The organism is Bacillus sp. GW823-FHT06A11 (assembly GCF_058795355.1).
In genome coordinates this window covers 1,278,472-1,304,896 of record NZ_JBXAHS010000001.1, presented here as the reverse complement: position 1 = coordinate 1,304,896, position 26,425 = coordinate 1,278,472, and the positions used below count along the sequence as shown (strand labels likewise).

Here is a 26,425-nt window from a genome sequence, read left to right as displayed (position 1 = left end):
TCACCCTACTTTGTAACGAACTTATAACCAAGCCCGCGAACGGTTTTTATATATTCTGGTTTACTTGGATCGTGTTCAATTTTTTCACGTAGTTTTCGAATGTGGACCATAACAGTGTTGTCATCGCCATTATAGGCAGGTGCTCCCCAAACTTTTTCGTATATTTCCTCTTTCGAAAATACGTAGTTTGGATTCTCGCAAAAGAAGAGTAGTAGTTGAAAGAGTTGAGCGGAACATTCGACAATGTGACCATCCACTGTCAGTTCTGCAGAGTGCTGATCAATTTCAAATCTGCCAAATGAAATCGAGTGTGATTTTTGTTCGTGTGGTACGGTTTGTTTCATATGTCTCCGAAGCTGTGCTTTCATACGTGCTACTACTTCTAATGGATTAAAGGGCTTCGTAATATAATCATCCGCACCGTATGAAAATCCGGATATTTTATCTAAATCAGATGCTTTTGCTGATAGGAAGAAAATTGGACAATCTGTTTGTTGGCGAATGATTGGACAAATATCAAAACCGGATTGTCCAGGAAGCATTACATCTAAAATAATTAAATCGTAATTGTTTTGCTTAGTTAGAGATAAAGCTATTTCAGCTGATGTTGCAGTTGTAATATGAGAAAAACCTTCTTTTTCAAGAATGGTAGTTAGTAATTGTAAAATTGCTGTTTCATCATCAACAAGTAAAATATTTGCTCGGTACATAAAAATCCCTCCTAATTTTCTCGAATATCATATCATCATTTTGTAACTTATGGAATTTTTAAGGAAATTTTAAGGTTTTCTTTCGCAAAAAATTAAGAATCAAATGATATGATAAAAGTAACATAGGGGAGGAGATGAGTGTGAATCCGTTTCAAGTGATGCGAGCTAGATATTTTTTAATTGTATTTGCACTATTAATTTTAATAGCGAGAAGTAGTGGCGATTTGCTAACAAGTATATTTCATATACAAAATTCTTCTTTTATAAATATCCTTATATTCTATATCCTTCCGATCATATGGATTTTTTATGAGTATAGAAAGCATCGCATTTCATTTTCATTGTTTGTTAATAAAAATGAAACATTTAACTTGGTGCAAGTTTTATACATTACGGTTATGTTGTGCATGTTTAGTTACGGGTATCTTATTTTGTATATGTATAGTTTTGCATGGATTACACCGGACTTTATTATGAATGCATTGCATGAACCGATTATAGATAGTACTGGGGGATATGTATATCAAGTCATTAGGGTCGTATTCATCGCACCAATTATCGGGGAGTTTGTTTTTCGCGGATTTTTACTTCAACGTTTTGCAACAAAATGGGGAACGAGCATAGCGACCATCGTTGTAGCAATATTGTTTGCGTTGTTACATGTTGATTTCCTCGGTGCAGCCATATTCAGCATCGTATTATCAATCGTATATATTCGTACGAAAAGTTTACTCATGCCAATTGCAATACATATGTTAAACAATGCATTTGTAATGGGTGCGTCTTTTTTAATAAGTAGAGAAAAAATTATGAGTTTTGCCGATTTCTCAAATTACACGACATTCTTTCCTGGACTTATTATTTTTATAACAGGATTAAACTTAGTACTTATCTTTTTATTTGTTAATCGTAAATATTGGAGTAAAGAAGTGCCAGTTATATATGCAGAGCAGGAAAAGAGCTTTTCAGATGTAGTGGGGAGTAAATGAGATGAAGAAGACGGTTGAAAAAATATTAAAAGATATTATAGATGCTACGTCTATTACAGATATGTGTGATAAAAGCGTTTGTCATTGGCTTCAACCTGTAGTAGATACGATTGTGTTTCCAGAGTATTACTTATTTTCTAGTACTCATTTAAAAGAAAATATTATTTCTCTTCTTATTGTGTTCGGGGTTTTACTAATATTTGGTCTAATTGTAGAAGAAATGATGAAGTGCATCTTCAGAAAGAATGAAGAGAAGTATATGTGGATTCATAAAGTATTCGAGAAAGTAATGGTGGCTTTCCTTTTGTTTTATGGTATAAAAACAATCATTTACTTTATAGCTTTGAAACATCATTAATTCGAAATTTGAAAGGGATGTATAAAATTATATGAATGAAACGATATCATCAAATAAGTTTTTTTATTTGATTTTACTTAGTCTAGTGTTAATAACGACAGTGAATGTTATTTTGCGCTGGGAGGAAGCTTATTTTTTCATGTATTTAGCGCTCCATTTGTTGGGGATTTTATGTATAAGTGGTGGAGTGGTTACTGAAAAAAAGAATGAAGAAAGCGTTAACTATATGTGTGTGATCGGTCTTGTTTTACTTTTAGCTGTACAAGGTATTATGAAATATAGTTCTTTCTCTTTACAAGATTTTAGTTTATTAATAGATGTACTTCCTTAAAGAGGCTTTTTATTTTATCTAAAAAGCAAGTAGGGTACGTGTTGGTTTGTAAGTGTACGGATTGTGAACCGAAGAAAGTGTTTAAAGATAGGTAAAACTCTTCTTATGTAGAAGAGTTTTTTTATGTAAATAAAAAGATCCAGAGCAATTCACATAATAAGCTTGTTCTAATTTAGCGTGTACGAACTTACAATAATAATAGACAGGCAGCATAGAGGAGGGAATAGCGTGAGGAAGGTTATTGGTTGGTCGCTTTTTTTGTACGTTGGATTTGCGTTACTTATATATTGGTATTTATTTGGATGGAATCATGAACTTATTCCGGACATGTATAAGGGAACGAGTGCAGATCCAGAAACGTTTATGAGTGCTAGAGAGCTTACGCTAAGCCAAGATTATTCGCGCGTGAAAAATTTACTATACTTTTTAGCGACGCCTCTTGAATGGATTATTTTATTATTTGTACTTGTGCTAGGTATTTCAAGAAAGTTTGAGAAATGGTCGAAGGAAACGACTAAAATAAGTGTTTTGCAAGTTGCGATTTATTTCTTTTATTTATCATTATTGACAACAGTGCTTGCCTTACCGATGCAATGGATTGGCCGGAAAGTGTCCGTTGATTACGGCATTTCAACACAAAGTACACAAAGCTGGATAAAAGATCATGTTATCGGTTTTTGGGAAAGTTATGCGACTATGTTAATCGTAGTTACCGTTCTATTATGGCTTATCCGTAAATTTCCGAAGAGATGGTGGCTCGCAGGATGGGCGCTCTCTATTCCATTTACAATCTTTTTAACATTCATACAGCCTGTCGTTATTGATCCACTGTATAACGACTTCTCGACGCTGAAAAATAAAGAATTAGAAACGAAAATTTTAGCGATAGCAGACAAAGCGGACATTCCTGCTAAACACGTATATGAAGTAAATATGTCAGAAAAAACGAATGCATTAAATGCTTACGTAACAGGAATTGGCCCTAACGCCCGTATTGTAATGTGGGATACAACACTTAAGCAGTTAAAAGATAAAGAGATTTTATTTATAATGGCCCATGAAATGGGGCATTATGTTATGAAACATATATTTTTTGGCGTTGCAAGTTATGTATTGCTATCGTTTATAGGTATGTTTTTAATTAGTCGTATTATAAATATGTGTATTCGCAAATGGGGAGATACATTGCAAATTTCAAAAGTGGCATGTTTCTCCATTTTACCTTTATTTTTCTTAATTTCTTCTATACTCTCTTTTGCAGCACAACCAGCAACAAACTACGTTTCACGTATAGAAGAAAGAGCCGCAGATCAATATGCTTTAAATATGACGAAGGACGGGAAATCTGGTGTGAAAACTTTTCAATATTTATCAAAAACAAGTTTAAGCCAAGTGAATCCGCCTGCGTTAGTGAAATTTTTCTTATACACGCACCCACCAATTTTTGAAAGAATTCATACGTTTGAACAATATGAGAAACAAAGCAAAAAGGAGTAGCATGATAGCTACTTCTTTTTTTATAGAGATATAAGTTTCATATTGGGAATATTTATCATTGCTTTTTATTGTGATTTTGTAAATAATAAGCTATAAAATTCTAAAAATCTATATATAAAGGAATAAAGGTGGAAAAATGTATTTTTTACAAAATTTAAAAGTGAAATATAAATTATTAGCGCTTATTTCATTAGCAGTTTTAGGTATGGTAATTATAAGCAGTGTAGCAATTAGTTCTATTAATAAGATTAAGCATGATACAGAGGTTGTAGTAGATGATTATCAATATTCTGCAATTTTATTAGAAGGAATGCTTCGCACACAAAATTCACTAGAATATAATTTATTAGAATTAATTACGGTATCACAAAATGAAGTGGCAAATAAAGAGGGAATAATTGATAATATTGAAAAGGATCTTAAAAAATATGATTCTTTATTAAAAGAATATGATGATGGTTTTAATTTAAGTAAGCAAGAGGATGAACTGTTTCAGAAGATGAAGAAATCTTTGCCAAGTTATAAAGATACATATAAAAAATTATTTGAAAAGGCAAAGGCAACAAACGAGCCACAAATGGTAAATGAATTTCAGAAGGAATTAAAACCGAAGGGAATAGAGTTAGCTGGTTATGCAGTGGATCTAGAATCGTATGTTTCAAATTTAGCTGACCAAGTATTTAAAGATTCTCAAAAAATGATTGATCGTTCCGTTATTACCTTTATCATTCTTGTAGTAGTTACTACAATCGTTATATGTATAGTAAGTTATATTATTAGCAAGCTCATAGTTGCTCCTTTACAAACGGTTAGTCGTATGATGGAAAGAGCGAAAGAAGGAGATTTAACCGTACATGGTGATTATACTGCTAAGGATGAATTAGGTGTATTAGTAAGTAATTTTAACGAGATGATTGCAGGGCTAAGAACAAATATGGAAGAAGTAGAGAATAATATTCAGCTTTTATTCCAACATGCAGACGGAGTAGTATCTGCATCAGAAGTATCTAGTAGTGCAGCGAAGAAAATCACTATGGATATTGAAGAAGTTGCAAATGGTGCAGAGAGTCAAATGCAAGCAATGGAACAAACTGCGGGTGCGATGGAAGAGTTGACGCAAGGAATGCAGAGTATAGTCAATACATCATCCTCTGTAAATGAATTATCTGCTCAATCAGCATTAGATGCAGAGAGTGGTAACAAATTAATGAAACAAATGATTCAACAGATGGATACAATCCAAAATTCGGTACATAGCGGTGTGAAACAAGTAGAGACTATGAAAGAACAATCAGAAGAAATTGTTAAAATCATTGATGTTATGCAAGGTATTACCTCCCAGATTAACTTATTAGCATTAAACGCCGCAATTGAGGCTGCACGTGCTGGTGAAAGTGGTAGAGGATTTGCAATTGTGGCAGATGAAGTGCGGAAATTAGCAGAACAATCTAGTGATTCTGCAAAACAAATTGAGAATCTTATTACTCAAGTTATGGGAACAACGAACCATACGGTACATATGATGGGGAAAGTAGATAATGAGGTACAGGCAGGTACACAAGTAGTAATGCATACAGAAAAAGTATTTGGAACAATTACAGAAAAAGTACAACAAGTATCTGAGCAAATTCAAACGGTATCTATGTCTACAGATGAAATTGCAGCGAGTAGTGAGGAAATCTCGGCTTCTGCAGAAGACATGGCTCAAATTTCCCAAAGATCATCTGACCGAACTGATAGGGTAAAAGAGTCTATTCAACAGCAAGAAAAATCTGTTCAAGAGATTTCGGTTTCAATTGAACATATGCATAACGCGGCAGGAAAATTAAAACAAATAGTTGCCCAATTTACTCTTCAAAAGTAGTAGCATATTTGAGTGTTAATAAATATAAAAAAAAGCATCCTCTTTTAATAAAAAAGGATGCTTTTTTATTATTACTATTCGTAGATTTCGGGCATTTTCAAGGCGATGATCACAGTATACATACTAGATTTATATATTACTTGTTTTTTGACAGTTTAAGAGGTTTATCGACGAGAATTATTTCTGTATTAGTGTCTGCTGTTGTCAAACTATTAGACCGGATTTAGATGCAAGTAATAGGGATTATCCTTATATTTGTAGGGATGGCACTAACTTTTCGCAAGGGAAGAGAAGGCGAGTTATCATTGAAGGGGAATGCTACCTCTGAAATATAAATCATGAATATAGTAATCGCCATTAGGTATCTCCTTTTCGCGCCAATAAAGGGAAGTTGTAAAGTGAAAAGGAGTTTATAAAGAGATTGTAGAATGTTTTAGTACATAACACCTTAGAGGTGACAACTTCCTTTTTGAAAAAGAAAGAAGGAGGCATAAAGCAGAAAGGTAGTGGAAATATTTCTTCTAGAAGATTTGCATTTTATCTTACATTCACCAAAAAGAGTAATCCTGAAACAATGAAATTCATTTTATTTGAATGAAATAGGGAGAGAGGATAATGAAGAAAAAAATATTGGGTGTAATGATGATTGCGACAATGGCAGGAGGTATATTTGCAGGGACGAATGTGACGCCTGTAAAAGCGGAAGAGTATCCACAAATGATTGTGTTTGAAGATGTTCCATACGGATTTTGGGCATATGATGCTATTATGGATTTAGCATATCATAAAATTATATTAGGGTATGGAAACGGGAAGTATGGTGTTGGTGATCTTATAACACGTGAACAAGTAGCTGGGACTATTTACAGAACACTTGAGATAAAAGAAGAAGGATTAGTAGCGAATCCATATAAAGATGTTTCTGATAGTACAACAATTTTTAAAAAGGAAATTTTGGCGTTAACAAAACGTGGTGTTTTTACAGGGGATGGGCAAGGGAAATTTAGACCAAAAGCACCAGTATCTAGAGCGGAAATGGCTGTCATTTTAAAACGAGCATTTACTTTTGAAACGAAACAAAAACATACATTTAAAGATATTCCAAAAGGCCACTGGGCAGAAGATGCAATTAGTGCGCTACAATCTAATAATGTTGTAAGAGGAACTGGGAATGGCATGTATGAATTAAATCGCCCTGTACCTAGAGAACAATATGCTCAGTTTATTAATAATGCGATTATTAATTATCATTTGAAAGAGGATTGGAAATAGAGTGAAATATGAAAGTACAAATAGAAATATTTGTGCTTTTTTGTTTGTTTAAAAAAGAATAATTATTCGTTTTTTTGTATGTTTAATGTTATACATAAGCTTTATAATCAACCCCATAAAAAAGACATGATGTGTAATATGATTCACAAAAGCGTCACGAAATGTGTCGGAAAAAATATATACATATTGGGGAGGAAATGTAATGAGCAAAAAATTATTAAAAACAGCTACAGCATTAACAATTATGGGTGGGATGTTATTCTCAGCAGAGAGTAACAATGTAAAAGCGGAAAGTGCACCGTTGCAAAAAACAAATACAATTGTATTTAAAGATGTACCAAAAGGACATTGGGCATATGAGGCGATTCATAATTTAGCGGAACAAGAAATTATTTTGGGATATGGCGATGGGATATTCGGTTTTGGGGATAATGTAACACGTGAGCAAGTTGCAGCTTTAGTTTACCGTGTATTTGATATGGAAGAACAATATGAAAATCCATATGGAGATATTGATGAAAATTCAACAAGCTTTATCGAGGAGATATTGGCTTTAACGGAAATCGGAATTTTCCAGGGAGACGAGAATGGAAACTTTAGACCGAAGGCGACGTTAACGCGTGCGGAAATGGCACAAGTTCTTACGAATGCTTTTGACTTACAGGCAAAGGGATCTCATAACTTTAATGATGTTTCAGCAAATTCATGGGCAACGAATGCAATTAGTGCAGTACAAACAAATGGTATTACAATGGGAATCGGAGAAGGTAAATTCGGTCCGTCTATGAAGGTAACGAGAGAACAATACGCACAGTTTTTACATAGAGCAATATTGCATGATATGGAACAAGGGCAGTAATAAAGTTTAACTAGTCAAAGTGAAATTTAAAAATAATACAAAAAGGTCGTTGTTGTATAACAGCGGCCTTTTTTTGTATGAAATAAAGCGCGAAAGAATGGCGTTTTGAAAAAAAAATGAAGTGAATTTTCAAAAAAAACTTCCTTTTCTGAAGATTTGTTATATAATATAAAACATAAAATCAAATCTGTTATAAAACAGTTTAAGAAGGGGATGCTAATATGTCGACGCAAACTTCACGGGTTACACTCGTTGGAGAAATGTTACCAGCGTACAACGAAATATTGACACCTGAGGTGCTTAGTTTTTTGAAGGAACTACATGAGAATTTTAATGAGCGCCGCATAGAACTTTTACAAAAACGTGTAGAAAAACAAAAGAGAATTGATGCAGGGGAGTTTCCGAAGTTTCTAGAAGAAACAAAACACATACGTGAAGCGGATTGGACAATTGCCAAGCTGCCAAAAGACTTAGAGGATCGCCGTGTAGAGATTACTGGACCGGTAGATAGAAAGATGGTCATTAACGCTTTAAATTCAGGAGCGCATCTTTTTATGGCGGATTTTGAAGATTCGAATTCACCAACTTGGGAAAATGCAGTGGAAGGCCAAATCAATTTACGAGATGCAGTAAAGGGAACGATTTCACATGAAAATGATAAAGGGAAAGAATATAGATTAAATGAGAAAACAGCTGTACTCATTGTACGTCCAAGAGGATGGCATTTAGAGGAAAAGCATATGCAAGTTGATGGGAAAAATATGTCGGGTAGCTTAGTAGACTTCGGCTTGTACTTTTTCCATAATGCGAAAGCTCTTTTAGCAAAAGGGAGCGGCCCATACTTTTACTTACCGAAAATGGAAAGTTATTTAGAAGCGAGATTATGGAATGATGTATTCGTATTTGCTCAAAAATATATCGGCATTCCAAATGGAACGATTAAAGCAACTGTGTTACTGGAAACGATTCACGCTTCGTTTGAAATGGATGAAATTTTGTATGAGCTAAAAGATCATTCTGCTGGCTTAAACTGCGGAAGATGGGATTATATTTTTAGCTTTTTAAAGAGTTTCCGTAATCATAATAAATTCTTACTACCAGATAGAGCACAAGTCACGATGACGGCACCATTTATGCGTTCCTATTCTTTGAAAGTAATTCAAACATGTCACCGCCGTAATGCACCAGCAATTGGAGGAATGGCGGCACAAATTCCGATTAAAAATAATCCAGAAGCAAATGAAGCAGCTTTTGAAAAAGTGCGTGCTGATAAGGAGCGCGAAGCTTTAGACGGTCATGACGGGACTTGGGTTGCCCACCCTGGACTTGTACCGGTTGCAATGGAAGTATTTAATCACATTATGAAAACACCGAATCAAATTTTTAGAAAACGTGAAGAAATATGTGTAACAGAAAACGATTTACTAGAGGTACCGGTGGGAACGATTACAGAAGAGGGCCTTCGCATGAATATTAGTGTAGGTATTCAATATATTGCATCTTGGTTAAGCGGACGGGGAGCAGCACCCATTTATAACTTAATGGAAGATGCGGCAACTGCTGAAATTTCAAGAGCACAAGTATGGCAATGGATTCGTCATGAAGGTGGAAAACTAAATGATGGTCGTAATATTACGCTTGAATTAATGGAAGAGCTAAAAGAAGAAGAATTAGCAAAAATAGAAAGAGAGATTGGTAAGGAAGCCTTTAAGAAAGGGAGATTCCAAGAGGCGACAACTTTGTTTACAAATCTCGTTCGAAATGATGAATTCGTACCATTTTTAACATTACCGGGTTATGAAATTTTATAAAAAATGAAAAGGGGATGGAACAAATGAAAAACGAAAGAATCGAGAAGTTACAAGAAAGCTGGGAATTAGATGAGCGTTGGAAAGGGATCACACGTCCATATTCGGCAGAAGATGTAATTCGCCTGCGCGGGTCAATTGATATTGAACATACGTTAGCGCGTCGCGGTGCTGAGAAGCTTTGGACATCGCTTCATACAGAAGACTATATTAACGCACTTGGCGCATTAACAGGAAACCAAGCGATGCAACAAGTAAAAGCTGGGTTAAAAGCGATTTACTTAAGTGGTTGGCAAGTAGCAGCGGATGCAAACCTGTCTGGACATATGTATCCAGACCAAAGTTTATATCCAGCGAACAGCGTACCTGCTGTAGTAAAACGAATTAATCAAACGCTTCAACGTGCGGATCAAATTCAGCATATGGAAGGAAGCGATGATACAGACTATTTCGTACCGATTGTAGCAGATGCAGAAGCTGGATTTGGTGGGCAATTAAATGTATTCGAACTGATGAAAGGTATGATTGAAGCAGGTGCATCAGGTGTGCATTTTGAAGATCAATTATCTTCAGAGAAAAAATGTGGCCATTTAGGCGGAAAAGTACTACTACCAACGCAAACAGCAGTACGCAATTTAATTTCTGCACGCCTTGCAGCAGATGTAATGGGAGTGCCGACAATTATCGTTGCAAGAACAGATGCGGATGCAGCTGATTTAATTACGAGCGATATCGATCCTGTTGATAAAGCATTTATTACAGGAGAAAGAACACCAGAAGGATTTTACCGTACAAATGCAGGTCTTGATCAGGCAATTGCGCGCGGTTTAGCGTATGCACCGTATGCAGACCTCGTTTGGTGTGAAACGTCGGAACCAAATTTAGAAGATGCAAAACGATTTGCGGACGCAATTCATAAGGAGCATCCAGGAAAGCTACTTGCATATAACTGTTCACCTTCATTCAACTGGAAACAAAAACTAGATGAAAAAACAATTGCAAGCTTCCAAAAGGAAATCGCGTCTTACGGTTATAAGTTCCAATTCGTAACACTTGCTGGATTCCATTCATTAAATTACGGTATGTTTGAACTAGCACGTGGCTATAAAGAGCGCGGCATGGCAGCATACTCTGAACTACAACAAGCAGAATTCGCAGCTGAAAAACATGGCTACTCTGCAACACGTCATCAACGCGAAGTAGGAACAGGTTACTTTGATGAAGTTGCACAAGTGATTACAGGCGGAACTTCATCAACGACAGCGTTAAAAGGATCTACGGAAGAAGCACAGTTTACGAAATAAAAGGAAGGGGCACCTTTTTGAAGGGTGCCCCTTGTTATTTTCTAAACGATTCGAAAAGAGAGATTGAGTTGTCGGAAAAAAACGATACTTCCTTTTCTTTATTACTAAATCAACTCCACTCAGCCCTATGATCACGAATAAACTTCATATCTTTCTCATAATGCTCTAGATGTCCTTCATCAATCATTCTTTGGAAATTCAAGTCGCCTTCTTGCGCTTTTCGTTTCATATATGTACATAATCCTTCTAATCGAAGCAACACCATTCCTAAGTAATCTTCATCCATATTTTTATCATAGGACTGAACGAACAAATTCATTCTCTCTTTAATGCGATCTGCATGTTGCGATGAGTCATAATGAACGGCTTCACCGGATTCTGTATAATACACTCTACTTAAAGGCACACAAGTATAGAGTGTATAAGCGATATCCCATAGTCTTGGACCAGGAGCAGCAACATCGAAATCAATAATCCCTACTGGCTTCTCATTATTAAAAATAATGTTATATATGGCAAAATCATTGTGACATAAAACCTCAATGTTATTTGGAGTGTGATCCATCGGTTTCCAATCATTTAATAATGGAAAATCACTTACAGCATCATGGTAAAGGCGAAGCATCTTTGCGATTTCTTTTAATACATCATTAGATCGCATATATTCTTTTAAAGGATAATTGCCAGCTTCTCCTTCAATAAAGGATAAAATCTCTCTATCTTTTTCATCTACACCTAAAAACTTTGGAGCATAATGAAATCCTTTGTTTTCTAAATGTTGCAATAGCTTATGAATCTTTTCACTGCCCGGCTTTAACTCTCGCCGAACAGTATTTTCAGAACGATATACGTTTGAGACGTTTCCCCCTGTTAGCCTTTCTTCTTTAGCGTAGTTTGACATGTGAAAATTCCCCCTGTGATTAAAAAATCCAATTCCAAATAGTAAATAGACCAATAATGGCAGAAAAGAGAAGGCAAGCAAGGAATGCTAGACAGCCAAAAGGAACTAGCTTATCTTGCCATGTTTCTTTATACTCATAAATTAACTCCTCTGCTACTTTCTTCTGTACTGAAGATAAAGGTTGATCTTTATGCAAACCTTTTATATGGTTAGAATCGCCTTTAAACTTTAAAGCACGTGCAATATGATGAGGACTATTTCCCCTTGATTTTTCAAATAATAAACATGATTCATGCATAATATCTGTTTTATGCTCCTCTAGATACCAGTAACGTCCAGCCATTTCTGGATATTGTAATTTATAATAAATATCTCCGAGTTGTTTTCGAAGATGTAATTCATTTGGGTATGTAAAGATGAGGCCGTGCAATCTGTCTCTTGCTTTTCCAAGATTATTATTTTCAATATCCTCTTCGATTCTTTTTAATGTTTTTCTAGGAATTTTATTGGTCATAAATTCCTCCTTATTTAGAATAGAGATAATTATATTTTATAAGAAATACTAAAAATTAGAAATTCCATTTTCAAAAAAGATTGTACATTTCATTTTAAGTATGCTATGATGATGTCAGTTGAATAGTTAAATTAAGCAATCCATATGTTATCAAGTGCTGGAAACGAACGAGAAAAAGTATGTGAGAACTAGTTTATGTTTCGTATTTGATAATGTGTGGATTCTTTTTTTAGACAGGAAGACTAAAAAAATTAAAATTTGTATTTTCTTAGGAGGAAATAATCATGGCAGTAACAGGACAAGTAAAATGGTTTAACAACGAAAAAGGCTTCGGTTTCATCGAAGTTCCAGGCGAAAACGACGTATTCGTACATTTCTCTGCAATCGAAACTGAAGGTTTCAAATCTCTAGAAGAAGGCCAAAAAGTTAGCTTCGAAATCGAAGAAGGTAACCGTGGACCTCAAGCTAAAAACGTAATCAAACTATAATTTTATAGTTGATGATGGAAAAAAGGATGGCTAATGCCATCCTTTTTTTGTTGTGGAGAAAGTTTTTTTAGAGCCTGTTTTTATATCTAAATCTCTTTTTCTATGTTACAACGGGTAAAAAATTATCTGGAATGCGTATTAGTTTCTGTAGAAGAATTATTTCAGCAAGAGCAGTTACTGCGTATGATAGTAAATAACTATAAATTTGTATTCTTCATTGAAATAGGGGAATCTTTTCCAGATAGACCTTGAGTAACATCTTTTTTGTTAGCATTGTTGTTGGAATTTTGTACGTTTTGAGATGATGTTTCTAACAGTTGTTCTTGTTCCTTACTAGGGGTATTCAGAGCATCTGAGGGGATGCTATTAACCTGCTGGCTTAATAGGCTTTCTTTATCCATAGTATACAGCTCCTTTTTGGAATTCGATAAAAAGCAATGTAATTATAAAATGACCACTTATATATATTGTGTTTTTGAATGAAATTATATACAAAACTTATATTATAAAGTTAACTAATTAACGAATTGTTAGTGATGGATAAAGATGTACAAATACTATTTCTCATGTTTTATATAAGGATCATATACAAATCAAAAAAAGATGTAGAGAATCTTGGAAGAAAATATAGTTGTTTTTTAGGGTGAAGAAGAATAAATAAAATGATACTACAAATGTAAAAAGGCATTCCATAAAGGAAGGCCTTTTATTGTTCTTGCTCTAATTTTTTCTTCTCACGTTTTTTACATTCTGGACATTTTGATTTACGAAATGGTTTGGAAAAGAATAGAAGAATGAAAAATAAACCGAATATAATACTAGCTGAGTTTTTCACGATAATGACGCTGCTATTTTTCATTTGAATCGATGGTTGGATTTCTTTTTCTTCCATAGTGGCCCTCCATATATTGGATTTATATTTTAATTATAGCAAAGTTAGTTGTTGTAATGATGTGAAATGAGGAAGTGATTTCAAATATTTATAGTAGTATAAATGTTTTTTGTGTACATTATTATCTTTTTATTATTATATAGTTAATTTTAAATTTAAAGAATGGTTGATAAATAATAAATCTATGTAAAATAGTGGAATATGCAATCCGTTTTCTTTTCATAGGTGCTAAAATTATATATGCAGCTGCTAATATAAATGGAAAAAAGGAGATAATAGAGCATGGAAAGTAAAGTGGAACGCTATGTCGAAAATTATGTTGTAACGAAAAATACGATGGCCTTACTTCCTGTTATTCTAAGTGAAAAGAAAATTGTTACTCGAGTCGTTGAAATGAATGATTCTTTTTTCGTATTTCAAAAACCTCTAGATATTATAGAAAGAAGTTGCCGCAAGCATGGCTCGAGTTTCTTAGGCAGAAAAGAAGGAACGAAAGAGTTAACTCATATTACACATAAAGCACCAATTGCGATTAGTCCTACAGATCAACTTTATTTTTTCCCTACCTATTCTTACTCTAGAAAAGAGTGCGCTTGGTTGTCTCATTTTTATATTGAAAGTAATAAAGAATTAAAAGATGGAAATCTTATTATTAGATTTATAAATGGCTTTGCTGTGAAATTAGAAATATCAAAAACTAGTTTTGAAAATCAACAAAATCGTACAGCGAAATTACGTACTGAATATGAAGATCGTAGGAAAAAACAAGGGAGCCCTTGTTTTAAAGAGATTGATAAAAAAGAGGAATCAACATTAAGACCCGCTTATGAGAGTGTGTATTTTGTGAAGGAAGGCGAAGTGTGAAAGAATGGGGGGAATCCCCATTCTTTTTTGTTTATCCCGCTATTTGTGGGCAGTAAGACCCCCACCTCAAAATTCAGCGAAAGCAAAAAAGTTAGGTGGGGGTCGGGCTGTATAGATAAAGCGATATATTTAGAAAATCACCATTGTAATTTCATTTACCGATAAAAAATCGGAAAACCATCTAAATAACAAAACGAACGACATGTCCTGTCGAATATTGATAGATTATCATAGCTAAATAATGAAGGAATTCTTATGAAAGATATGGAAACTTTAATAAATACATCTCCATATGTCGTATCTACCATTTCCTCTTTCATATAAGCGATGATACAGTAGGGATAGTATTTAGAGTAAAGGGGTAAAGTGTAGAATGGATTTTCAGACAATCAAAGAGTATTTTTCACCAGAAAATATGGATCATATTGTTGAGAGTTATAAAGCGTTCGGACCACTTCTTGGTATTGGTTTACCGATGATAGAGGCGTTGATTCCAGCATTACCGCTTATCGTATTTGTACTGGCGAATGCTGTTGCATTTGGCTTTTGGCTCGGTTTTCTTTATTCATGGCTTGGATCAGTAATGGGTGCATTACTTGTCTTTTTCATCATCCGCCATTTTGGTCGCAGTCGTTTCTTTTCGTTTGTAAATAAGCATGAGAGAGTACGAAAAGCAATGGGGTGGATTGAAAGGAAAGGATTCGCACCGATTTTTGTTATATTTTGTTTTCCGTTTACACCGTCAGCGCTCATAAATGTTGTCGCTGGTTTATCCCGAATTAGTGTAAAACAGTTTGGTCTAGCGTTAGCATTCGGAAAACTTGTGATGATTTTTATTTTAACGTATATCGGTCATGATTTAATGTCATTTATTCATAACCCGGTGAAATCAGTCATTGTAGCGATTGGTATTTTTATTTTATGGTATGTCGGTAAGAAAATCGAAGTAAAGTTAGAACTACATTAAGAATAGTCTTCTTTGTAAAGGAAAGCTTCAGTATTAAAGGATAAGGGGAGAAGCAGATGAAGAAAACTTTGAAAAAAGAAGGCATAGAGTGGATACGAACAATTTTAATTGGTGTATTATTAGCTGTATTTTTTCGAACGTTTTTCTTTTCAACGTATGTTGTAGAGGGGAAGTCAATGATGCCGACATTGCAAGATGGCAATATGCTCGTTGTAAATAAGGTGAGTTATCAAGTTGGGGACTTGAACAGATTTGATGTTGTGGTGTTTCATGCGAATAAAAAAGAGGACTATGTAAAGCGAATTATCGGTTTACCTGGAGATCATATTGAATATAAGCATGATAAGTTATATATAAATGGACAATTTATTGATGAGCCGTATTTAGAGAAGTATAAGAAAGAGATAAATGGAAGGCAACTAACAGGCGACTTTACATTAGAAGAGTTAACGAAAGAAAAGCTGGTGCCACCCGGGTTTATTTTTGTAGTAGGTGATAACCGGCTCGGGAGCTGGGATAGTAGACACTTTGGCTTTGTAAAAGCTGATACAGTCGTCGGTAAAGTTGATTTGCGATATTGGCCAATTCAAGAGGTACAAACGAATTTTTCAAAAGGTTGATATAATGAAGTAGAAGTATAGAAAAGACAAACAACTCAGTTTGTCTTTTTTCGTGTACTATAATACAATTATAGTAGCAAACTAACGTTCGTTATGTAAGTGAAAGGTGGGGTTACATGTCACTTCGATTTGTGATTGGTAGAGCGGGAAGTGGAAAAAGTACACTTTGTTTACGTGAAGTGCAAGAAGAGTTAAAACAGCGCCCGAGAGGGAAAACAATATTATATCTTGTGCCAGAACAGATGACATTCCAGACGCAGCAGGCGTTAATTGGAAGTGAGGATGTAAGAGGTTCTATTCGGGCACAAGTTTTTAGTTTTTCACGATTAGCGTGGAAGGTACTGCAAGAAGTTGGCGGAGCAAGTCGTCTTCATATCGATGAAGCTGGTGTACATATGTTACTCCGTAAAATTGTAGAGTCTCGTAAAGATGGGTTATCGGTGTTCCAAAAAGCAGCGGAGCAAAACGGTTTCTTTGAACATCTTGGCAGTATGATCGCGGAGTTTAAACGTTACAATGTAACGCCATCTAACGTATATGAAATGTGGCAACAATTAGATGCGCATAGTAGCAGTGCCGAACAAAAGTTACTAGCGAATAAAGTGTATGATTTACAGTTACTATACGATGATTTTGAACGTGCTTTAATTGGAAAATACTTAGATTCAGAAGACTACCTGCAATTGCTAGTGGAAAAGCTTCCGCAGTCTGAATATGTAAATGGTGCGGAAATTTATATAGATGGATTTCATTCATTCTCCCCGCAAGAGTTAGAGATTGTAAGACAGCTTATGATTTGCGGAGCGAAAGTTACGATCACGTTAACGATAGATGAAAAAACGTTAGCACAGCCAGTAAATGAACTCGATTTATTTTATGAAACGACGTTAACGTATGAAAAAATAAAACAAGTAGCGCGTGAAGAGAAAATAGAAATTGAAAAAACAATTCCACTTATGGAACAGCCGCGTTTTCATTCTCCAGCATTAGCGCATTTAGAAGCTCATTATGAAGCGCGTCCGAATGAAAAATTTAACGGTGAAGCGAGTGTAACGATTAGTACAGCTGCGAATTTACGAGCGGAGGTAGAAGGTGTTGCTCGTGAAATTCGTAAACTTGTTGCGGATGAAAAATATCGTTACCGAGATATTGCTGTGCTTCTGCGTAACGGGGAAAGTTATTACGATGTGATGCGGACTTTATTTACAGATTATAATATCCCGCACTTCATCGATGAAAAACGCCCGATGTCACATCATCCATTAGTAGAATGTATTCGTTCTGCTTTAGAGATTATTAGCGGGAATTGGCGTTACGATGCGGTGTTCCGCTGCGTGAAAACAGAGCTTTTATATCCATTAGACGTAAGAAAAGAAACGATGCGCGAAGAAATGGATGAGTTTGAAAACTACTGTTTAGCGTACGGTGTACAAGGAAAGAGATGGACTTCAGAGGATCCGTGGATGTATCGCCGTTATCGTTCTCTTGACGATACGAACGGGATGATTACAGACAGTGAACGTGAAATGGAAGAGAAAATAAATAGGCTACGCGACGTTGTAAGAACGCCTGTTATTCGCATGCAAAAAAGGTTGAAACGTGCGGGAACAGTTATGCAAATGTGTGAAGCAGTTTATTTATTTTTAGAAGAACTGGATGTTCCGAAGAAACTAGAAGAATTGCGTATACGTGCAGAAGAAAGTGGAGATTTCTTATTTGCGACAGATCATGAACAAGTATGGGAAGAAGTAATGAGCCTTCTTGATACATTTGTAGAGATGCTTGGGGAAGAGAAAATGTCTCTTTCTATGTTTACTGACGTTATGTCGACAGGTCTTGAGGCACTTCAATTTGCTAACATTCCGCCGTCATTAGACCAAGTGTTAATTGCTAATATTGATCACTCCAGGTTATCTGATGTGAGAGCAACGTTTATTATAGGTGTAAATGAGGGTGTCATTCCAGCAGCACCTATGGATGAAGGTATGCTTTCTGATGAGGAAAGAGAAGTTCTTGGTGCAGCAGGGATTGAATTAGCGCCAACGACGAGACAAACTTTGTTAGAAGAACAGTTCGTTATGTATCAAATGGTAACGAGAGCATCTGAGAAGTTATACATTTCATGCCCGCTTGCAGATGAAGAAGGAAAGACGTTACTTGCGTCTAGCTTTATTAAGAAAATAAAAAGAATGTTCCCTAATGTGAAAGATTCGTTTATTACGAATGATGTAAACGACTTATCACGCTCAGAACAAATTTCATATGTAGCAACGCCAGAAGTGACGTTATCTTACGTTATGCAGCAACTACAAACGTGGAAACGATACGGATTTGAAGGGAATTTAGATTTTTGGTGGGATGTATATAATTTCTACGTAACGTCAGATGAATGGAAACAAAAAAGTAGTCGCGTGCTATCAAGTTTATTTTACCGAAATCGTGCGCAGAAACTAAGTACAGCAGTAAGTAGAGATTTATACGGAGATACAATTAAAGGAAGCGTCTCTCGTATGGAACTATTTAATCGTTGTGCATACGCTCATTTCGCGCAGCATGGTTTGTCGCTTAGAGAGCGTGATATTTTCAAACTTGATGCGCCAGATATCGGCGAATTATTCCATGCGGCATTAAAGAAAATTGCGGACAAGTTATTGCGTGAAAACCGCACTTGGGCGGATTTATCAATAAAAGAATGTGAACATCTTTCTGTTTTAGTAATAGAAGAAATTGCACCGTTATTACAACGACAAATTTTATTAAGTTCAAATCGTCATTTCTATTTAAAACAAAAACTACAACAAATTATTTTCCGCACGTCAATCATTCTTCGTGAACATGCGAAGTCGAGCGGATTCGTACCAGTTGATTTAGAGGTGCCGTTCGGTATGGGTGGTACAGGGTCACTTCCGCCAATGGAATTCTCATTACCAAATGGTGTAAAGATGGAAGTAGTCGGTCGTATTGACCGTGTTGATAAGGCAGAAGATGAAAACGGGACGTTCTTACGTATTATTGATTATAAATCAAGTTCAAAAGCGTTAGATTTAACGGAAGTGTATTACGGATTAGCACTTCAAATGTTAACGTATTTAGATGTTGTTACTTCGAATGCACAGACGTGGATGAAAAAAGGCCACGCAGCATCACCAGCTGGTGTATTGTATTTCCATATTCATAACCCAATCGTTGAGATGAAAGGTGACGCATCTGAAGCTGAAATTGAAAAAGAAATTTTAAAGAAATTTAAAATGAAAGGACTCGTATTAGGAGATGCTGACGTTGTTCGTTTAATGGATAACAAACTTTCAACAGGAAGCTCAGATATTATTTCTGCTGGCCTGAAAAAAGACGGTAGCTTTAGTGCGCGTTCAAGTATTGCAAGTGAGCAAGAGTTTAACGTACTGCAAAAATATGTACACCATACGTTTGAAAATATTGGAAAAGATATTACGGAAGGTGTTATCGATATTGCTCCTTATAAAATGGGAAATAAAGCAGCATGTACGTTCTGTAACTTCAAATCTGTTTGTCAATTTGATGAGTCACTTGAAGATAATCAGTTCCGATCGTTAAAAGATATGAAAGATAGCGAAGCGATGGAGAAAATAAGAGAGGAGGTTGGCGGAGAATGATAGAAAATTGGCCTAAAAAACCAGAAGGTAGTCAATGGACAGATGACCAGTGGAAAGCTGTTGTAGCGAACGGACGTGATATTTTAGTTGCGGCTGCAGCTGGATCAGGTAAAACAGCAGTATTAGTTGAACGTATTATTAAAAAGATTATTAATGAAGAGAACCCAGTCGATGTCGACCGCCTGCTCGTTGTAACATTTACGAATGCAGCAGCGCAAGAGATGAAAAACCGAATCGGGGAAGCGTTAGAAAAGGTATTAATTGATGAACCAGGCTCTCAACACGTAAGAAAGCAGCTGAGCCTATTAAATAAAGCTTCCATTTCAACAATTCACTCATTCTGTTTACAAGTAATTAGAGGATATTACTACATGCTTGATGTTGATCCTCGTTTCCGTATTGCGAATCAAACAGAAAATGAATTGTTAAAAGAAGAAGTGCTAGATGACATATTAGAAGAAGAGTATGGCATCGAAGATAATACGATATTCTTTGAACTCGTTGATCGTTATACGAGTGACCGTAGTGATGATGACTTACAACGTATGATTTTAGCGCTTCATACAGAATCAAGAGCGCATCCAAATCCGGAAAAGTGGCTTGATAAATTAGTAGAAGCATATGACGTAGAAGGAAAGACAATTGAGGATTTAGTATATGCTTCTTATTTATTAGAAGATGTGAAATTCCAGCTTGAAACAGCGGAACAGCATATTCGTAAGGCAACTGAACTCGCAATGCTTCCTGACGGTCCAGCGCCTCGCATTGAAACCCTGCAAGCAGATGTAGCTTTACTTGGAACGCTATCATCAGCTGCTCGTGAGTCGTGGACAAGTTTGTATGAAGCGATGCAAAACGTATCGTGGCAAACGTTAAAGCGTATTAAGAAAAGTGATTACAATGAAGATGTTGTAAAACAAGTAGACTCTCTTCGTAATAAAGCGAAAGATGAAGTGAAGAAATTACAGGAAGAGTTATTTAGCCGCAAACCTGAAAGTTTCTTACGAGATTTTCAAGATATGCACCCAGTATTAGAAAAGCTTGTTCAACTTGTAAAAGTATTTACAGAGCGTTTCCAAGCGATGAAGCGAGATAAAGGAATGGTCGATTTCACAGATTTAGAGCATTTTTGTTTACAAATTTTAAGTGAACAAAGTGAAAATGGTGAAATGAATCCGTCAGCAGTGGCGCTCCAATATCGTAATAAATTTGCTGAAGTATTAGTCGATGAATATCAAGACACGAACTTTGTACAGGAATCCATTATTAAATTCGTAACGAAAGATTCTGAGAGTGAAGGAAACTTGTTCATGGTTGGTGACGTAAAGCAGTCGATTTATCGTTTCCGACTAGCCGAGCCAGGACTATTCCTAGGAAAATATAAACGCTTCACACAAGAAGGATTGGGCGGCGGAATGAAGATTGACTTAGCGAAAAACTTCCGTAGTCGTCATGAAGTACTAGCAGGTACGAACTTTATCTTTAAACAAATTATGGGCGAAGAAGTTGGGGAAATTGACTACGATGCTGACGCTGAACTAAAGCTAGGTGCTACCTATCCAGAAGGTGAAGATGTAGCAGCAGAATTACTATGTATTCAGCAAACGGAAGAAGAAGTAATGGATGGAGAAGAAGGTGCAGAAGTCGAAAAAGCACAGCTAGAAGCTCGTCTTATGGCGCAGCGTATTAAAGCGATGGTTGATTCAGGTTATGAAGTGTATGATCGTAAAACGGATAGTATGCGCCCTGTACAATACCGTGATTTCGTTATTTTACTCCGCTCGATGCCGTGGGCGCCGCAAATTATGGAAGAGTTAAAATTGCAAGGAATTCCAGTATATGCTGACCTTGCGACTGGTTATTTTGAAGCGACAGAAGTAAATATTATGATGAACGTATTCCGCGTTATTGATAATCCGATGCAAGATATTCCGCTTGCAGCTGTACTTCGTTCACCGATTGTGGGACTAAATGATGAAGACCTTGCGACGCTTCGTGCTCATGGGAAGAAAGGGTCATTTTATGAAGTAATGAGCTCGTTCTTACAAGGAGCACCGCTTGAAGAAGAGCAAGAACTTCATGATAAATTAGAGTGGTTTTATAATTTACTGCAAGGATGGCGTGAATTTGCCCGTCAACAATCCCTTTCTGATTTAATTTGGAAAGTGTACGGTGAGACAGGTTATTACGACTTCGTTGGCGGTTTACCAGCTGGAAAGCAAAGGCAGGCAAACTTGCGCGTGCTATATGACCGTGCAAGACAATATGAAGCAACATCATTTAGAGGGTTATTCCGCTTCTTGCGTTTTATTGAACGTATTTTAGAACGCGGTGATGATATGGGTACGGCGAGAGCCCTCGGTGAACAAGAAGACGTTGTTCGCATTATGACGATTCATAAAAGTAAAGGGCTAGAGTTCCCGGTCGTATTTGTAGCTGGACTCGGTCGTCGTTTTAATACACAAGACTTAATGAAGCGTTTCTTACTGCATAAAGATTTCGGTTTCGGTTCACAATTTATCGATCCGCGTAAACGAATTAAATATACGACATTATCACAGCTTGCGATTAAGCGTAAAATGAAAATGGAATTAATTGCAGAAGAAATGCGCGTATTATACGTAGCGTTAACGCGTGCGAAAGAGAAGCTAATTTTAATCGGAACAGTTAAGGATGCAACTAAGGAAATGGAAAAATGGCTTGATGCGAGGGAACATAGTGAATGGTTATTACCAGATCACATACGTGCTGGGGCGTCTTGTTATTTAGACTGGATTGCACCTTCATTATATAGACACCGTGATAGTGAAATGCTTCTTGAATTAGGACAAGGAAGCATTCCGGATGAAATTTACGGGTATGACACTAGCTGGAAAGTAGAAGTTGTGGACGGTAACACGCTTCTTGCACCAGAGCCAGTTCAAGAAGAGAAACAAGAATTGTTAGAAGCGCTTCGTGAGAAAAAGGCTGTTCCCCTGCAAAGTGAACGGAAAGAAGAAGTGTACGACAGATTAATGTGGAAGTACGGATATGAGGATGCGACATCTCATCGTGCGAAGCAATCTGTTACAGAAATAAAGAGAAATTATCAATCTGAAGAAGGTAGCGATAACGCCTTTATTAAAAAACTACGTGCACCAATTAAAACACGTCCGCGCTTTATGGAGAAAAAAGGGTTAACGTACGCAGAGCGTGGAACAGCAGTCCATGCCGTTATGCAGCATGTAGATTTGAAGAAACCGATTACGGCCGAAACGCTACAAGAACAAATCGCAGGAATGGTAAATAAGGAATTATTAACATTCGAGCAGGCGGAAGAAATAGCAATTGAAAAAGTAATTTCATTCTTTGACAGTGACTTAGGTAAAAGGGTATTAGCGGCGAAAAGTGTTGAGCGTGAAGTACCATTTACGATGATGCTTGCAGCAGAAGAAGCATATCAAGATTGGCAAGGGGAGAGTGAAGAAACGATTCTTGTCCAAGGGGTTATCGACTGCATGATTGAAGAGGAAGATGGCATTACGTTAATCGACTTCAAAACAGATACGATTGAAGGGAAATTCCCAGGTGGATTCGAACAAGCAAAACCAATTTTAGAAGATCGATATAAAGTGCAACTTTCGTTATATGCAAAAGCACTCGAGAAAAGCTTACAACATCCTGTGAAAGAGAAATGTTTATATTTCTTTGATGGGAATCACGTTGTAAATATTGAAGAATAGAGGGGCTTGAAAATGGTAAAGGAAAAAACGTTAAGAACTTGTGAACAGGGACACGAGTATTATAAAAGTAGCGATTGTCCAACTTGCCCAACCTGTGAGAAAGAGAGAAAACCAAAAGAAGGTTTTCTCTCTCTTCTTTCAGCACCAGCAAGAAGAGCATTAGAGCACCACGGAATTCAAACTGTAGAAGAACTCTCAAAATATAGTGAAAAAGAAATTTTAAAACTGCATGGTATGGGACCTGCGTCTTTGCCGAAGCTTAGACAAGCTTTGGAGGAGAGCGGATTATCATTTAAATAAAATGAAATAGTGCCTCTTCACTCCTTACTTGTTTATACCACTATTTGTGAACAGTAAAGCTCTTGCTGATTAAAATTTCATTTTAATAATTTGAATTAGATAAAAGAAAAAAGTAGGAGAATATCTCCTACTTTTTTTACGCTGTTCCAATCTGATCTTGATCCGCCACATCAGAATCAAACGTATTTGTTGCACTAACACCGTTAAAAGTATTCACGACAAATCCAACATTAGAAGCTCCGGATCCATTATAAGCTTTCGTATTTTCTTTCGGAGATACGTTATAAAAATCCCCTAAATTAAAAGAACCATTACTGTTTTGAACGACGAGATTTCCTACAACCGAAGGCATACCATCCACCTACTTTACTAAGCTTTTTAATTACTATATGAATTATTGTGCGGAAGGTTCATCTGTAATATATTGGCGGATTTGCATAATACGAGAGTTATTAAAAACATAATCAACATTTCCAATTTGAAAGCAACCAGAATTTAAAAGTGTCCGTAATTCAACGTTATTAACTTCAATAAATGGGCATTCATTTACAATATTTAAATTTACATCTTTCGTTCGTTTTGGAATTGTAATGTGTTCATCTGTAAAGATTTCAAAAGCATCAAAACGACCTTCTCCCTTTATATAACAAGGAATTTCACGGTGGACGGCAAGAGCTCTACTTTTTAATTCCATTTGGTTTGCATCTCCAACTTGCAATACGGCAGTAATCCCTAAAGAAATAATAGAAACATTTTGGACAATGGACACATGATGCAACATAATTTCTCAGTCTCCTTAACCTGGAGTAGGAGGGACATCTGTTACTAATGGTACAAATGGACCCTCTGTAACTGTTTCAAATGGTGTATCGAGAATAGAAGATAGAATGAGGAGATTTGCATCTCCAATTAAAAAGAGTGCGGACGACGATACACCGTTCATTTTAATCTGTCCGACTTTTAACTCACGGTTTACAACGTTAAGGTTCATACATACTTACTCCTTTCGGAAATTTCCCGGTATGTGCTGAATAAAGGAGAGAAAGGCTTTGTCAATATCTTGTTTCATTGCCTGAATAATGATATCTCGTAAATAATCTGGATCTGTTGAAATACCTTCATATGATTGCGCTTGTGATAAATAATAAGGGAGTCGATGCTCCATCTGTTTTTTTATGTCATCTACCATCATTTGTCGATACATTTCATCAAGCGGTGTTCTCTCTTCTTGTTCAAAATGGAGAATACGATTATATGCTTCTTCATCTAAGTATCGATGCATTTCTTGGAGGATACCTTGATAAAAGTCTGGGTTTGTTTCGGTTTCAGGGTTTACCTTCAATGTTTCTGTATCCACTTGAAAATCTTCAATTTGTTGTCCTTTTGCTGAAAATGGGTTTAAACCAATATTTAAAGTACCATTTAAATTTTCGACTTTTAATTGATCGAATTTGTATTCCACTTTTCCTACAGAAGAGGAGGGGCGATTTTTTAATTCGTTAAGCTCTTCTTGGAGTTGGCGCACTTGTTCTTCTAAATTTAGGATGGCTGCTTGTTGTGTTTGAAGAGCTTGTTGAAGTTGGTGTAAGTAAGTATATATATCTTGATTCATTTGTGAAACCTCCTTTTCAATAGGGAGGGTAAAAATATTCCTGCTATATATTTATGACAAGGATGTCTTAAGAAGAACTAGTTGATGGTTTGATAGAAATAATTTGTCCTTTTGCCTGTAATGGGCGAAGCGGCTCCGTAAATCCGCCCGTATTTGAAAATTTAGATAGGGCTTTAATACTTCCGGCAGTACCAATTTGGAACACAGAAGAGGTTGTAATACTATCAATTTTAATACTGTTGATGATGATACTTTGGTTTACATAAAAATTCAATGCAATTGCCTCCTTTAAGTTGAGCCAATTATCGCTTGATCGATTACATCTGAATCGTTGACAGTCGTTGCACTTTGATAATTGTAGACAGAAACATTATCTCCAACGTTGAAAGAACCGGCCCCGGCGAAAGCACGTGAGTAACTAATAGGCCTAATCGCAAATACATCTCCAATATGAAAAATACCACTTGATCCAATATTGACGATACGAATATGTCCGACCATAGCTGGCATACAAAACACCCTTCGTTTTTAAAATTTTCTTTTCTACTATTGTATGGGCGTTTCCAATAAAATGTGTGTTTTTTTGAAATAAAAGAAACACACGCGTTATTGCGTGTGTGTGTTGAACGTTTGAGTAGGGTGTAAATCCGTATGTACATGACAAATTACATTTAAGAGCCTGTCCAGTTCTTGGCTACAATCCACTGTTCTTTGAGAAGTCATTCCATAGCGTTCAGCAAAATAGATCATTTTTTCACGTTTTTTTTCAATAGCTTGCTCAAACATTGAAATCGGCTCCATCTCTAAATGAAATTTTTAGTATATATGTAGTACATATTATACAAAAACTCCATAAAAAAGAAATACCTTCGCTAAAAAAAGTAAAATTTCTACATTTTATGCTAAATAATGAATAAGTAA

28 protein-coding genes and 2 pseudogenes are annotated in these 26,425 nt (G+C 36.0%); 18 read left to right on the top strand and 12 right to left on the bottom strand.

Features of this window, described 5'->3' with window-relative positions; translation table 11 throughout:
- Positions 1-5: 5 nt before the first annotated feature.
- Positions 6-710, bottom strand: a complete 705-nt coding sequence (locus AC1Q8L_RS06555; RefSeq protein ID WP_000285439.1) for a response regulator transcription factor — start codon at positions 708-710, stop codon at positions 6-8.
- Between the two features lie 140 nt (positions 711-850).
- Between AC1Q8L_RS06555 and AC1Q8L_RS06550 the strand changes: the two genes are divergently transcribed.
- From AC1Q8L_RS06550 to aceA, 11 genes and pseudogenes are all read left to right on the top strand, one after another.
- Positions 851-1,699 carry a CPBP family intramembrane glutamic endopeptidase gene (locus AC1Q8L_RS06550; RefSeq protein ID WP_001067979.1) on the top strand — a complete coding sequence of 283 codons (849 nt, stop codon included), beginning with the start codon at positions 851-853 and terminating at the stop codon, positions 1,697-1,699.
- Between the two features lies 1 nt (position 1,700).
- Positions 1,701-2,057, top strand: a complete 357-nt coding sequence (locus AC1Q8L_RS06545) for a hypothetical protein (RefSeq protein WP_000754329.1) — start codon at positions 1,701-1,703, stop codon at positions 2,055-2,057.
- 31 nt (positions 2,058-2,088) lie between these two features.
- Positions 2,089-2,388: a DUF2101 family protein gene (locus AC1Q8L_RS06540; protein WP_001006050.1), complete on the top strand. Its 300-nt coding sequence runs from the start codon at positions 2,089-2,091 to the stop codon at positions 2,386-2,388.
- A gap of 228 nt (positions 2,389-2,616) precedes the next feature.
- Positions 2,617-3,885, top strand: coding sequence for a M48 family metallopeptidase (locus AC1Q8L_RS06535; protein WP_001233313.1), 1,269 nt, complete (start codon positions 2,617-2,619; stop codon positions 3,883-3,885).
- A 136-nt stretch (positions 3,886-4,021) separates the two neighbouring features.
- Positions 4,022-4,801, top strand: a pseudogene (locus AC1Q8L_RS06530) (MCP four helix bundle domain-containing protein); the annotation flags it as partial.
- Complete coding sequence (locus AC1Q8L_RS06525; protein WP_411326792.1) at positions 4,796-5,749, top strand: methyl-accepting chemotaxis protein; 954 nt, start codon at positions 4,796-4,798, stop codon at positions 5,747-5,749. The pseudogene AC1Q8L_RS06530 and the gene AC1Q8L_RS06525, both read left to right, overlap by 6 nt.
- A 62-nt stretch (positions 5,750-5,811) precedes the next feature.
- Positions 5,812-6,084 (top strand): annotated as a pseudogene (locus AC1Q8L_RS06520) (EamA family transporter); the annotation flags it as partial.
- 280 nt (positions 6,085-6,364) lie between these two features.
- Positions 6,365-7,021, top strand: a complete 657-nt coding sequence (locus tag AC1Q8L_RS06515) for an S-layer homology domain-containing protein (protein WP_000727100.1) — start codon at positions 6,365-6,367, stop codon at positions 7,019-7,021.
- A gap of 202 nt (positions 7,022-7,223) precedes the next feature.
- On the top strand, positions 7,224-7,880 hold the full coding sequence (locus tag AC1Q8L_RS06510) for an S-layer homology domain-containing protein (protein ID WP_002093903.1): 657 nt from the start codon (positions 7,224-7,226) through the stop codon (positions 7,878-7,880).
- A gap of 221 nt (positions 7,881-8,101) precedes the next feature.
- Positions 8,102-9,691, top strand: coding sequence for a malate synthase A (gene aceB, locus AC1Q8L_RS06505; protein ID WP_000107345.1), 1,590 nt, complete (start codon positions 8,102-8,104; stop codon positions 9,689-9,691).
- A gap of 23 nt (positions 9,692-9,714) precedes the next feature.
- Positions 9,715-10,992, top strand: a complete 1,278-nt coding sequence (gene aceA, locus AC1Q8L_RS06500) for an isocitrate lyase (protein WP_000787346.1) — start codon at positions 9,715-9,717, stop codon at positions 10,990-10,992.
- Positions 10,993-11,101: 109 nt separating this feature from the next.
- Here aceA and AC1Q8L_RS06495 read toward each other — a convergent pair whose 3' ends face one another.
- On the bottom strand, positions 11,102-11,893 hold the full coding sequence (locus AC1Q8L_RS06495; RefSeq protein ID WP_000073785.1) for a phosphotransferase: 792 nt from the start codon (positions 11,891-11,893) through the stop codon (positions 11,102-11,104).
- Positions 11,894-11,912: 19 nt separating this feature from the next.
- Positions 11,913-12,407 carry a DUF6584 family protein gene (locus tag AC1Q8L_RS06490; RefSeq protein WP_000182394.1) on the bottom strand — a complete coding sequence of 165 codons (495 nt, stop codon included), beginning with the start codon at positions 12,405-12,407 and terminating at the stop codon, positions 11,913-11,915.
- 284 nt (positions 12,408-12,691) lie between these two features.
- On the opposite strand from AC1Q8L_RS06490, the gene cspA reads away from it, so the two are divergent.
- Complete coding sequence (cspA, locus tag AC1Q8L_RS06485) at positions 12,692-12,895, top strand: RNA chaperone/antiterminator CspA (protein ID WP_000301522.1); 204 nt, start codon at positions 12,692-12,694, stop codon at positions 12,893-12,895.
- Between the two features lie 197 nt (positions 12,896-13,092).
- Here the strand turns inward: cspA and AC1Q8L_RS06480 are convergent, their stop codons facing one another.
- Together AC1Q8L_RS06480 and AC1Q8L_RS06475 are read right to left on the bottom strand one after the other, a co-directional pair.
- Positions 13,093-13,296, bottom strand: coding sequence for a hypothetical protein (locus AC1Q8L_RS06480; protein WP_098311746.1), 204 nt, complete (start codon positions 13,294-13,296; stop codon positions 13,093-13,095).
- A 305-nt stretch (positions 13,297-13,601) separates the two neighbouring features.
- A complete protein-coding gene (locus AC1Q8L_RS06475; protein ID WP_000391377.1) occupies positions 13,602-13,787 on the bottom strand; it encodes a hypothetical protein in 186 nt (61 codons plus the stop codon).
- Positions 13,788-14,069: 282 nt separating this feature from the next.
- Here AC1Q8L_RS06475 and AC1Q8L_RS06470 point away from each other — a divergent pair, with 282 nt between their 5' ends.
- From AC1Q8L_RS06470 to AC1Q8L_RS06445, 6 genes are all read left to right on the top strand, one after another.
- Positions 14,070-14,651, top strand: a complete 582-nt coding sequence (locus AC1Q8L_RS06470; RefSeq protein ID WP_000444448.1) for a competence protein ComK — start codon at positions 14,070-14,072, stop codon at positions 14,649-14,651.
- A gap of 373 nt (positions 14,652-15,024) precedes the next feature.
- Entirely contained in the window at positions 15,025-15,618 is a 594-nt protein-coding gene (locus AC1Q8L_RS06465; RefSeq protein ID WP_000347517.1) for a TVP38/TMEM64 family protein, read from the top strand.
- Positions 15,619-15,674: 56 nt separating this feature from the next.
- Positions 15,675-16,238: a signal peptidase I gene (gene lepB, locus AC1Q8L_RS06460; protein ID WP_000751897.1), complete on the top strand. Its 564-nt coding sequence runs from the start codon at positions 15,675-15,677 to the stop codon at positions 16,236-16,238.
- Between the two features lie 116 nt (positions 16,239-16,354).
- The gene (gene addB / locus AC1Q8L_RS06455) at positions 16,355-19,870 is read left to right on the top strand and encodes a helicase-exonuclease AddAB subunit AddB (RefSeq protein WP_000058586.1); all 3,516 of its coding nucleotides are present in this window, start codon (positions 16,355-16,357) and stop codon (positions 19,868-19,870) included.
- Complete coding sequence (gene addA / locus AC1Q8L_RS06450; protein ID WP_492339414.1) at positions 19,867-23,592, top strand: helicase-exonuclease AddAB subunit AddA; 3,726 nt, start codon at positions 19,867-19,869, stop codon at positions 23,590-23,592. Before addB ends, addA begins: the two co-directional genes overlap by 4 nt.
- A 12-nt stretch (positions 23,593-23,604) precedes the next feature.
- Positions 23,605-23,892: an RNA polymerase alpha subunit C-terminal domain-containing protein gene (locus tag AC1Q8L_RS06445; protein WP_016513143.1), complete on the top strand. Its 288-nt coding sequence runs from the start codon at positions 23,605-23,607 to the stop codon at positions 23,890-23,892.
- A gap of 136 nt (positions 23,893-24,028) precedes the next feature.
- Here AC1Q8L_RS06445 and gerPF read toward each other — a convergent pair whose 3' ends face one another.
- The 7 genes from gerPF to AC1Q8L_RS06410 form a co-directional block, all read right to left on the bottom strand.
- The gene (gene gerPF / locus AC1Q8L_RS06440) at positions 24,029-24,244 is read right to left on the bottom strand and encodes a spore germination protein GerPF (protein ID WP_001141566.1); all 216 of its coding nucleotides are present in this window, start codon (positions 24,242-24,244) and stop codon (positions 24,029-24,031) included.
- A gap of 42 nt (positions 24,245-24,286) precedes the next feature.
- Positions 24,287-24,673, bottom strand: coding sequence for a spore germination protein GerPE (locus AC1Q8L_RS06435; RefSeq protein WP_000902328.1), 387 nt, complete (start codon positions 24,671-24,673; stop codon positions 24,287-24,289).
- Between the two features lie 15 nt (positions 24,674-24,688).
- Positions 24,689-24,883 carry a spore germination protein GerPD gene (gene gerPD, locus AC1Q8L_RS06430; protein ID WP_001052807.1) on the bottom strand — a complete coding sequence of 65 codons (195 nt, stop codon included), beginning with the start codon at positions 24,881-24,883 and terminating at the stop codon, positions 24,689-24,691.
- 6 nt (positions 24,884-24,889) lie between these two features.
- Complete coding sequence (gerPC, locus tag AC1Q8L_RS06425; protein WP_001070763.1) at positions 24,890-25,504, bottom strand: spore germination protein GerPC; 615 nt, start codon at positions 25,502-25,504, stop codon at positions 24,890-24,892.
- A gap of 67 nt (positions 25,505-25,571) precedes the next feature.
- Positions 25,572-25,778, bottom strand: coding sequence for a spore germination protein GerPB (gene gerPB, locus AC1Q8L_RS06420; RefSeq protein ID WP_001012508.1), 207 nt, complete (start codon positions 25,776-25,778; stop codon positions 25,572-25,574).
- A gap of 14 nt (positions 25,779-25,792) precedes the next feature.
- Entirely contained in the window at positions 25,793-26,014 is a 222-nt protein-coding gene (gene gerPA / locus AC1Q8L_RS06415) for a spore germination protein GerPA (protein ID WP_001111187.1), read from the bottom strand.
- Positions 26,015-26,110: 96 nt separating this feature from the next.
- Positions 26,111-26,290 (bottom strand): aspartyl-phosphate phosphatase Spo0E family protein, encoded by a 180-nt coding sequence (locus AC1Q8L_RS06410; RefSeq protein WP_000462857.1) that lies wholly within the window; start codon positions 26,288-26,290, stop codon positions 26,111-26,113.
- Between the last annotated feature and the right edge of the window lie 135 nt (positions 26,291-26,425).

Bases quoted from the DNA above. Each gene is read 5' to 3' on its own strand.
- AC1Q8L_RS06555 (WP_000285439.1), bottom strand. From the start codon at position 710: ATGTACCGAGCAAATATTTTACTTGTTGATGATGAAACAGCAATTTTA.
- AC1Q8L_RS06545 (WP_000754329.1), top strand. From the start codon at position 1,701: ATGAAGAAGACGGTTGAAAAAATATTAAAAGATATTATAGATGCTACG.
- AC1Q8L_RS06540 (WP_001006050.1), top strand. From the start codon at position 2,089: ATGAATGAAACGATATCATCAAATAAGTTTTTTTATTTGATTTTACTT.
- AC1Q8L_RS06525 (WP_411326792.1), top strand. From the start codon at position 4,796: ATGATTGCAGGGCTAAGAACAAATATGGAAGAAGTAGAGAATAATATT.
- AC1Q8L_RS06515 (WP_000727100.1), top strand. From the start codon at position 6,365: ATGAAGAAAAAAATATTGGGTGTAATGATGATTGCGACAATGGCAGGA.
- AC1Q8L_RS06510 (WP_002093903.1), top strand. From the start codon at position 7,224: ATGAGCAAAAAATTATTAAAAACAGCTACAGCATTAACAATTATGGGT.
- aceB (WP_000107345.1), top strand. From the start codon at position 8,102: ATGTCGACGCAAACTTCACGGGTTACACTCGTTGGAGAAATGTTACCA.
- aceA (WP_000787346.1), top strand. From the start codon at position 9,715: ATGAAAAACGAAAGAATCGAGAAGTTACAAGAAAGCTGGGAATTAGAT.
- AC1Q8L_RS06495 (WP_000073785.1), bottom strand. From the start codon at position 11,893: ATGTCAAACTACGCTAAAGAAGAAAGGCTAACAGGGGGAAACGTCTCA.
- AC1Q8L_RS06490 (WP_000182394.1), bottom strand. From the start codon at position 12,407: ATGACCAATAAAATTCCTAGAAAAACATTAAAAAGAATCGAAGAGGAT.
- cspA (WP_000301522.1), top strand. From the start codon at position 12,692: ATGGCAGTAACAGGACAAGTAAAATGGTTTAACAACGAAAAAGGCTTC.
- AC1Q8L_RS06480 (WP_098311746.1), bottom strand. From the start codon at position 13,296: ATGGATAAAGAAAGCCTATTAAGCCAGCAGGTTAATAGCATCCCCTCA.
- AC1Q8L_RS06475 (WP_000391377.1), bottom strand. From the start codon at position 13,787: ATGGAAGAAAAAGAAATCCAACCATCGATTCAAATGAAAAATAGCAGC.
- AC1Q8L_RS06470 (WP_000444448.1), top strand. From the start codon at position 14,070: ATGGAAAGTAAAGTGGAACGCTATGTCGAAAATTATGTTGTAACGAAA.
- AC1Q8L_RS06465 (WP_000347517.1), top strand. From the start codon at position 15,025: ATGGATTTTCAGACAATCAAAGAGTATTTTTCACCAGAAAATATGGAT.
- lepB (WP_000751897.1), top strand. From the start codon at position 15,675: ATGAAGAAAACTTTGAAAAAAGAAGGCATAGAGTGGATACGAACAATT.
- addB (WP_000058586.1), top strand. From the start codon at position 16,355: ATGTCACTTCGATTTGTGATTGGTAGAGCGGGAAGTGGAAAAAGTACA.
- addA (WP_492339414.1), top strand. From the start codon at position 19,867: ATGATAGAAAATTGGCCTAAAAAACCAGAAGGTAGTCAATGGACAGAT.
- AC1Q8L_RS06445 (WP_016513143.1), top strand. From the start codon at position 23,605: ATGGTAAAGGAAAAAACGTTAAGAACTTGTGAACAGGGACACGAGTAT.
- gerPF (WP_001141566.1), bottom strand. From the start codon at position 24,244: ATGCCTTCGGTTGTAGGAAATCTCGTCGTTCAAAACAGTAATGGTTCT.
- AC1Q8L_RS06435 (WP_000902328.1), bottom strand. From the start codon at position 24,673: ATGTTGCATCATGTGTCCATTGTCCAAAATGTTTCTATTATTTCTTTA.
- gerPD (WP_001052807.1), bottom strand. From the start codon at position 24,883: ATGAACCTTAACGTTGTAAACCGTGAGTTAAAAGTCGGACAGATTAAA.
- gerPC (WP_001070763.1), bottom strand. From the start codon at position 25,504: ATGAATCAAGATATATATACTTACTTACACCAACTTCAACAAGCTCTT.
- gerPA (WP_001111187.1), bottom strand. From the start codon at position 26,014: ATGCCAGCTATGGTCGGACATATTCGTATCGTCAATATTGGATCAAGT.
- AC1Q8L_RS06410 (WP_000462857.1), bottom strand. From the start codon at position 26,290: ATGTTTGAGCAAGCTATTGAAAAAAAACGTGAAAAAATGATCTATTTT.